The organism is Streptomyces bobili, from assembly GCF_002154575.1.
GTDB lineage: Bacteria > Actinomycetota > Actinomycetes > Streptomycetales > Streptomycetaceae > Streptomyces > Streptomyces bobili.
Genome location: NZ_MUBA01000553.1, coordinates 1 through 7,450, shown reverse-complemented (window position 1 = coordinate 7,450; position 7,450 = coordinate 1). Strand labels below are relative to the sequence as shown.

Below are 7,450 nucleotides of genomic sequence, written 5' to 3'. Positions count from 1 at the left end.
TCGGCACGATCGTGCCGAGGCGGCTCGCGTCAGTCGCTGTTGAGGATGGACAGGAGTCGCAGGAACTCCATGTAGATCCACACCAGGGTCATGGTGAGGCCGAAGGCGGCGAACCAGGCCTCCTCGCGCGGGGCGCCGTAGGTGATGCCGTCCTCGACCTGCTTGAAGTCCAGGGCGAGGAAGCAGGCACCGAGGATGATGCCGATGACTCCGAACATGATGCCGAGGCCGCCGCTGCGGAAGCCGAGGCCGTCACCGCCGCCGAAGACGGCGAACAGCAGGTTCACCGCCATCAGCAGCACGAAGCCGAGGGCGGCGGCCATCACGAAGCCGTAGAAGCGGCGGTTGACGCGGATCCAGCCCGCCTTGTACGCCACGAGCACACCGGCGAAGACCGCCATCGTGCCGAGCACGGCCTGGGCGACGACCCCGTCCGAGATGTACGTGGACACCGCGCTGGAGATCACGCCGAGGAAGACGCCCTCAAGGGCGGCGTACGACAGGATCAGCGCGGGCGACGGGCGACGCTTGAAGGACTGGACGAGCGCCAGCACCATCGCGACCAGTCCGGCGCCGATGGCGATGCCGTAGGACTTGCCGATGTTCGCCTGGTCGACGGGCAGCAGCAGCCAGGAGAGCACCGCGGTGACGACCACGGTGCCGAGCGTCGTCGCGGTGCGCGCGACGACGTCGTCCATGGTCATGACGCCGCCGGTGGTGACCGGGGCCTGCGGTGCGCCGTGCCGGACGTCCTGCTGGGCGTACGGGTTCTGCGCGTACGGGTTGCCGGCGGGCTGGGCGGACGGGCCACCCTGCGCGTACGGGTTGCCCTGCTGCGTGCCGACGGCGGGCCCCCCGGCCTGCGGCGCGGCGTTGAAGCCCGCGTAGCCGCTGTCACGGCTGAACCCCCGTCGCGAGAAGACCGGGTTTGTGCTCCTCATTTCACTCCTCCATGGCCACACGTGGCCACACTGCGCGGCCTTCGCTCAAGAGTAATAGGTAGGCAAAGGAATGACCCTAGTGCTTGGGGAGGATCTTTCCCTTGTCGTCCTGGCCAACACGCTACGTCGATCCCTGATTCCCCGCGGTGGCGGGCCTCATTCATGACCAACCCGGTACGCGTCCGGGACCGGCCGGTGATCACCCGCTGACGCCGCCCCTACTTCCGCTTCGCGCGTCGCCCGCGGGGGGTCACCCGAACGGGAACCCCGTGTAGCCCTCGGCCAGATCGGTCTCGGCGGCCCGCGAGGAGGCGATCCGTTCCAGCCGGGCCAGCTGGAGGCGCTCCTCGAAGGGGGTGGCGCCGGGGGCGCGGTGCAGCAGGGTCGTCATGTCGTAGGAGAACCGCTCGGCCTGCCAGACCCGGCGCAGGCAGGTCCGCGAGTAGGCGTCCAGCAGCTCCGCCGACCCGGTCTCCCGCTGGTGGACGAGGGCGCGGGCGAAGGTGACGACGTCGCCGACGGCGAGGTTGAGGCCCTTGGCGCCGGTCGGCGGCACGATGTGAGCCGCGTCACCGGCGAGGAAGAGGCGACCGTGCCGCATGGGCTCGTGGACGTAGGAGCGCATGGGGGTGACCGACTTCTGGGTGATCGGGCCGCGCCGCAGCGTCCAGTCGTCGTCGGTCTCGAAGCGGCGCTCCAGCTCGGCCCAGATCTCGTCGTCGCTCCAGGCCTCGGCGTCCGTGCCCTCGGGCACCTGGAGGTAGAGACGGGAGACGGACGGGGAGCGCATGGACAGCAGGGCGAAGCCGCGGTCGTGGCGGGCGTAGACCAGCTCGTCGTGCGAGGGCGGCACGTCGGCGAGGATGCCGAGCCAGCCGAAGGGGTAGGTGCGCTCGAAGACGCGGGTCAGTTCGGCGGGGATCGCGGTACGGGCGATCCCCCAGAAGCCGTCGCAGCCGACGACGTACGCGCAGTCGAGGACGTCCTCCCGCCCGTCGTGCCGGAACCGCACGCGGGGATGGTCGGTGGCGGCGCCCTCGACGGCGAGCGCCTCCGCCTCGAACAGCAGCGGGCCGCCCTCCTTCAGCTGGAGGGCGATGAGGTCCTTGCACACCTCGGTCTGGGCGTAGACCGTGACGGACCGGCCGCCGGTGAGGGCCGGGAAGTCGACGCGATGGCGTCGGCGGTCGTAGCGCAGCTCGATGCCGTCGTGGCGCAGCCCCTCGCGGTCCAGGCGCTCCCCGGCCCCGGCCGCGCGCAGGACGTCGGCCGTGCCCTGCTCCAGGATCCCGGCGCGTTGGCGCTGTTCGACGTAGCCCCGGTCGCGGCTCTCCAGGACGACGGAGTCGATTCCGGCCTTGTGCAGCAGGCGGGCGAGGAGGAGGCCGGCGGGGCCGGCGCCGATGATGCCGACGGTGGTGCGCATCGGGCGTTCCCTTCTGACGGACGTCATTGCCACGCGGGACCTCTCCGGTGACGCTCGGAGAGGGTGTTCGCACGGCGTCCACAGTGTCACTGCTCGTGGGGCACTGTTCGCGTGGTGAAGTTTCCTTCACTCTTGTCGGACGTGAGTCTGCGCGCGCGTTCCACAGGTGTCAACGGGTCGGACGGGAAGCGGTGCGGGCCGGCGAACGACGAACCGTCGCAAGACGGGAGGTGCCCGGAACCGGACTTGAACCGGTACGCCCGCGAGGGGCAGCGAGGTTTAAGCTCGCCGTGTCTGCATTCCACCATCCGGGCAGGCCATGGGCTCCGCGTCGAAGTTCGAGCCTATCGGGAGGCGTCGGGCCAACAGGGGCCGGGCAGCCCCATGTTGTCTTATTTTATTGAGGCCTGAGGGGGCATCAGCCCCGGAACTGGCCATCCGCACATGCCAATAGCCTCATGTGCGGCCTCGGCCGGTCTACACGGAATGACGGAATTTCACCGTCCGAACGAGGGTGCTCCACCGGTTCTCGACAAACGACGCCTCAGGGACGCGGGTCATCCCCTGGTATGACACGGCGGCCGGCGGTCACTCCGAAGTCTGCCCCCGGAACCGGAACAGCGGCTGACTACACGGCGCCGGGCGGCCGAGACGATGGTGACGGAACCCGAAACGCACCACACCGTCGTCCCGACAGGAGCACCTCCGTGACCACCATGCCCCTCGCCGACCGGACCACCGCCGTGGCCGCACGTGCCACGGATCTTTCGAAGATCTACGGACAGGGCGAGACCCAGGTGGTCGCCCTCGACCGGGTCTCCGTCGACTTCCGGCAGGCCGAGTTCACCGCGATCATGGGCCCCTCCGGCTCCGGCAAGTCCACACTGATGCACTGCGTGGCCGGGCTGGACACCTTCTCCTCCGGGTCCGTGCGCATCGGCGACACCGAACTGGGCTCCCTGAAGGACAAGCAGCTCACCAAGTTGCGCCGGGACAAGATCGGGTTCATCTTCCAGGCGTTCAACCTGCTGCCCACCCTGAACGCCCTGGAGAACATCACCCTCCCGATGGACATCGCCGGCCGCAAGCCGGACAAGGAGTGGCTGGACAACGTCATCCGGATGGTCGGGCTCTCCGACCGGCTGCGCCACCGCCCCTCGCAGCTCTCCGGCGGCCAGCAGCAGCGCGTCGCCGTCGCCCGCGCCCTGGCCTCCCGGCCGGACATCGTCTTCGGCGACGAGCCGACCGGAAACCTCGACTCCCGGTCGGGCGCCGAAGTCCTCGGCTTCCTGCGCAACTCCGTGCGCGAGCTGGGCCAGACGGTCGTCATGGTGACCCACGACCCGGTGGCCGCGGCGTACGCGGACCGGGTCGTGTTCCTCGCGGACGGCCGGATCGTCGACGAGGTGTACGGCCCCACCGCCGAGTCCGTCCTCGACCGCATGAAGCAGTTCGACGCCAAGGGCCGCACCAGCTGATCCCGGTCGGTACGACCTGACCGACAGCCCGCACCGGCAGAACCGACAGCCCGGCCGCCCCGGCACGACTGAGAAGAAAAGAACCCATGTTCCGTACCGCCTTGCGCAACGTCCTCGCGCACAAGGCCCGGCTCCTGATGACCGTGCTCGCCGTGATGCTCGGCGTGGCCTTCGTGTCGGGGACCCTGGTCTTCACCAACACCATCTCCGAGGCCTTCCAGAAGAGTTCTGCCAAGGGATTCGGCCAGGTCGACGTCGCCGTCACGGCCGAGTCCCAGGACGACGAGGGCGACCGCATCGGCAAGACGCCCGAGCTGACCCAGGCCCTGCTCGACCGGAGCGCCAAGGTCCCCGGCGCCGGGTCCGTGATCGGCGTGGTCGGCGGCTTCACCGCGATCGCCGACAAGGACGGCAAGCTCGTCGGCGGCGGCTTCCAGTCGCAGGGCGGCAACTACTGGGGCGACAAGGACCCCCGGTACACCCTGAAGGAGGGCACCGCGCCGCGGGGCCCCGGCCAGATCGCCCTCGACTCCGAGACCGCCCGGCGGGCCGGCTACCAGGTCGGCGACACCGTACGTCTCTCCATCGACGGCCCCGTCCTCAGCCCGGAGATCACCGGCATCTTCACCACCGACGACGGCAACGTCGCCGCGGGCGGCAGCCTCACCCTCTTCGACACGGCCACCGCCCAGCAGCTGTTCGGCAAGACCGGCACGTACGACGAGATCGACGTGAAGGCCGCAGCCGGCACCTCGCAGTCCGCCCTGAAGGCCGCCCTCGACAAGGCCCTGCCCAAGGACCTCGTCGAGACCACCACCGGCAAGCAGCTCGCCGACGACCAGGCCGAGGCGATCTCCGCCTCCACCAGCGGGCTGAGGCAGGGCCTGCTGGTCTTCGCCGGCATCGCCCTCTTCGTCGGCACCTTCATCATCGCCAACACCTTCACCATGCTGGTCGCCCAGCGCACCAAGGAACTGGCACTGCTGCGCGCGGTCGGCGCGTCCCGCCGTCAGGTGACCCGGTCGGTGCTGATCGAGGCGTTCGTGGTCGGTACGGTCGCCGGTCTGACCGGACTGATCGCCGGCGTCGGCATCGGTGCCGGGATGCGCTCGCTGATGGGCTCCCTGGGTGCGACCGTCCCCGACGGCCCGCTGGTCGTCTCGCCCGGCACGGTCGCGACCGCCCTCGTCGTCGGCGTCGTCATCACCATGCTGGCGGCCTGGCTGCCCGGCCGCCGCGCCGCGAAGATCGCGCCGGTCGCCGCGATGAGCAGCGTGCACGCCACGGCGTCCACCAAGTCGCTGGTGCTGCGCAACACCATCGGCGCCCTGCTCTCGGGGGCGGGCGTCGCGGTGGTCCTCGCGGCCACCACCATGAGCGGCTCGGACGGCCAGGCCCCCATGGGGATCGGCGCGGCGCTGCTCGTCATCGGCGTGTTCGTGCTGACCCCGCTGCTGTCCCGCCCGCTGATCGCGGCGGCCTCGCCGGTCCTGCGGATCTTCGGGGTGTCCGGCAAGCTCGCCCGGCAGAACTCGGTGCGCAACCCGCGCCGCACGGCCGCCACGGCCTCCGCGCTGATGGTCGGACTCACCCTGATCACCGGCATGACGGTGATGGCGGGCAGCCTGCAGAAGTCGATCGACAAGATGGCCTCCACGGCGATCAAGGCCGACTACGTGGTGTCGATGGCGAACGGCAACGAGCTGTCCCCGGACGTCGAGAAGAAGCTCGAGGCGACCGACGGCGTGGCCCTCACCAGCCCGCTGCGCAACGCGCCCGCCCGCATCGACGGACAGACCGAGTACGTCACCGGCGTCACCGGCTCCGCCATCCGCGAGCTGACCGACCTCACGCTCGACGGCGGCTCCTTCGAGGTCGGCGGCACCAAGGTCGTCGTCGACGACGACACCGCCACGTCGCACGGCTGGAAGGCCGGTTCGGACTTCACGGTGGCGTACGAGGACGGCGAGAAGCAGCGGCTCACGGTCGCCGGGGTCTACCAGGGCAACGAGATGATCCAGGGCATCATCCTGGACAACACCGCCCTCGCCCCGCACCAGGACGACCCGACCGACATGCAGGTCATGGTCAAGACGTCCGGCGGCGCCTCGGACGCGACGAAGGACAGGCTGGAGAAGGCCCTCGGCGCCAACCCGGCCATCAAGGTCCAGAGCAAGCAGGACCTCTCCGACGAGATCGCGCAGATGTTCACGCTGATGCTGAACATGCTCTACGGCCTCCTCGCGATGGCCGTGATCGTCGCGGTGCTCGGCGTCATCAACACGCTGGCGATGTCGGTGTTCGAGCGCTCGCAGGAGATCGGCATGCTGCGGGCCATCGGGCTGGACCGGCGGGCGGTGAAGCGGATGGTGCGACTGGAGTCGCTGGTCATCGCGCTCTTCGGCGGGGTGCTCGGCATCGGGCTCGGCGTGTTCTTCGGCTGGGCGGCCGGTGAGCTGATCGGCACGTCGATGCCGACGTACGAACTCGTCCTGCCGTGGGCCCGGATGGCCGCGTTCCTGGCGCTGGCCGCGGCGGTGGGTGTCCTCGCGGCACTCTGGCCGGCCCGGCGGGCGGCCGGGCTGAACGTACTGGCCGCCATCAAGTCCGAGTAGGAGAAGGCGCGTCAGGGGCCCCGTCGAGCACGTCGACGGGGCCCCTTCGCCGTCTGCCGGCCGGCTCAGTTCCAGGTGCGCGAGCGCAGCGGCAGGCCGGAGGCGCCGGAGGGCGGGGGGCGGACGGCCAGGACCTGGTTGACGCCGATGCGCTGCTGTTCGAAGGCGAGCGCGGAGGCCGCCATGTAGAGGCGCCAGACACGGGCCCGGCCCGCACTGGTCAGCCGCACCGCCCGGCGCCAGTCGTCCTCCAGCCGGGCCACCCAGCGGCGCAGGGTGAGGGCGTAGTGCTCACGGATCGACTCCACGTCACGCACCTCGAAGCCGGCCCGTTCGAGCTGGGTGACGGTGGAGCCGAGCGGGGCGAGTTCGCCGTCCGGGAAGACGTAGGCGTCGATGAACCCGTCGACCTCGTAGGCGGTTTCGTCGTGATGGGGGCGGCGCGCGATCTGATGGTTCAGCAGCCGGCCGCCCGGCTTGAGGAGGGCGTGCAGGACGCCGGCGTACTCCAGGTACTTGTCGGCGCCGACGTGCTCGGCCATGCCGATGGAGGAGATCGCGTCGTACGGCCCGTCCGCGACGTCCCGGTAGTCCTGGACGCGGATCTCCACCCGGTCGGTGAGACCGGCGTCCGCGACGCGCTTGCGGGCGTACGCCGCCTGCTCCTGGGAGAGGGTGATGCCGACGACGCTCACCCCGTGCTCGCGGGCGGCGTGGATCGCCATCGAGCCCCAGCCGCACCCCACGTCCAGGAGCCGCTGCCCCGGCGTCAGCCCCAGCTTGCGGCAGACGAGTTCGAGCTTGTCGCGCTGGGCGTCCTCAAGAGTGCTGTCGGCGGACTCCCAGTAGGCGCAGGAGTACACCATGGACGGGCCGAGGACGATCTCGTAGAAGTCGTTGCCGACGTCGTAGTGGTGGCTGATCGCCCGCCGGTCGGTGCGGCGGGTGTTCAGGTAGGTGGTGCGCCTGACCTCCTCGCGGGGCGGGGCG

At 70.3% G+C, this 7,450-nt stretch carries 5 protein-coding genes and 1 tRNA gene; 2 read left to right on the top strand and 4 right to left on the bottom strand.

Going from position 1 to position 7,450, the window contains the following annotated elements:
• Positions 1-29: 29 nt before the first annotated feature.
• From BZL64_RS33350 to BZL64_RS33340, 3 genes are all read right to left on the bottom strand, one after another.
• Positions 30-941 carry a Bax inhibitor-1/YccA family protein gene (locus BZL64_RS33350; RefSeq protein WP_086772839.1) on the bottom strand — a complete coding sequence of 304 codons (912 nt, stop codon included), beginning with the start codon at positions 939-941 and terminating at the stop codon, positions 30-32.
• A gap of 250 nt (positions 942-1,191) precedes the next feature.
• Positions 1,192-2,367, bottom strand: a complete 1,176-nt coding sequence (locus tag BZL64_RS33345) for a 4-hydroxybenzoate 3-monooxygenase (protein WP_086772838.1) — start codon at positions 2,365-2,367, stop codon at positions 1,192-1,194.
• Positions 2,368-2,598: 231 nt separating this feature from the next.
• Positions 2,599-2,681, bottom strand: a tRNA-Leu gene (locus BZL64_RS33340).
• A gap of 393 nt (positions 2,682-3,074) precedes the next feature.
• Here BZL64_RS33340 and BZL64_RS33335 point away from each other — a divergent pair.
• Positions 3,075-3,845 carry an ABC transporter ATP-binding protein gene (locus tag BZL64_RS33335; protein ID WP_086772837.1) on the top strand — a complete coding sequence of 257 codons (771 nt, stop codon included), beginning with the start codon at positions 3,075-3,077 and terminating at the stop codon, positions 3,843-3,845.
• A gap of 86 nt (positions 3,846-3,931) precedes the next feature.
• A complete protein-coding gene (locus tag BZL64_RS33330) occupies positions 3,932-6,460 on the top strand; it encodes an ABC transporter permease (protein ID WP_086772836.1) in 2,529 nt (842 codons plus the stop codon).
• A 65-nt stretch (positions 6,461-6,525) separates the two neighbouring features.
• On the opposite strand, the gene BZL64_RS33325 is transcribed toward BZL64_RS33330, so the two are convergent.
• On the bottom strand, positions 6,526-7,450 hold a 925-nt coding region (locus BZL64_RS33325; protein ID WP_086772835.1), incomplete at its 5' end, for an SAM-dependent methyltransferase.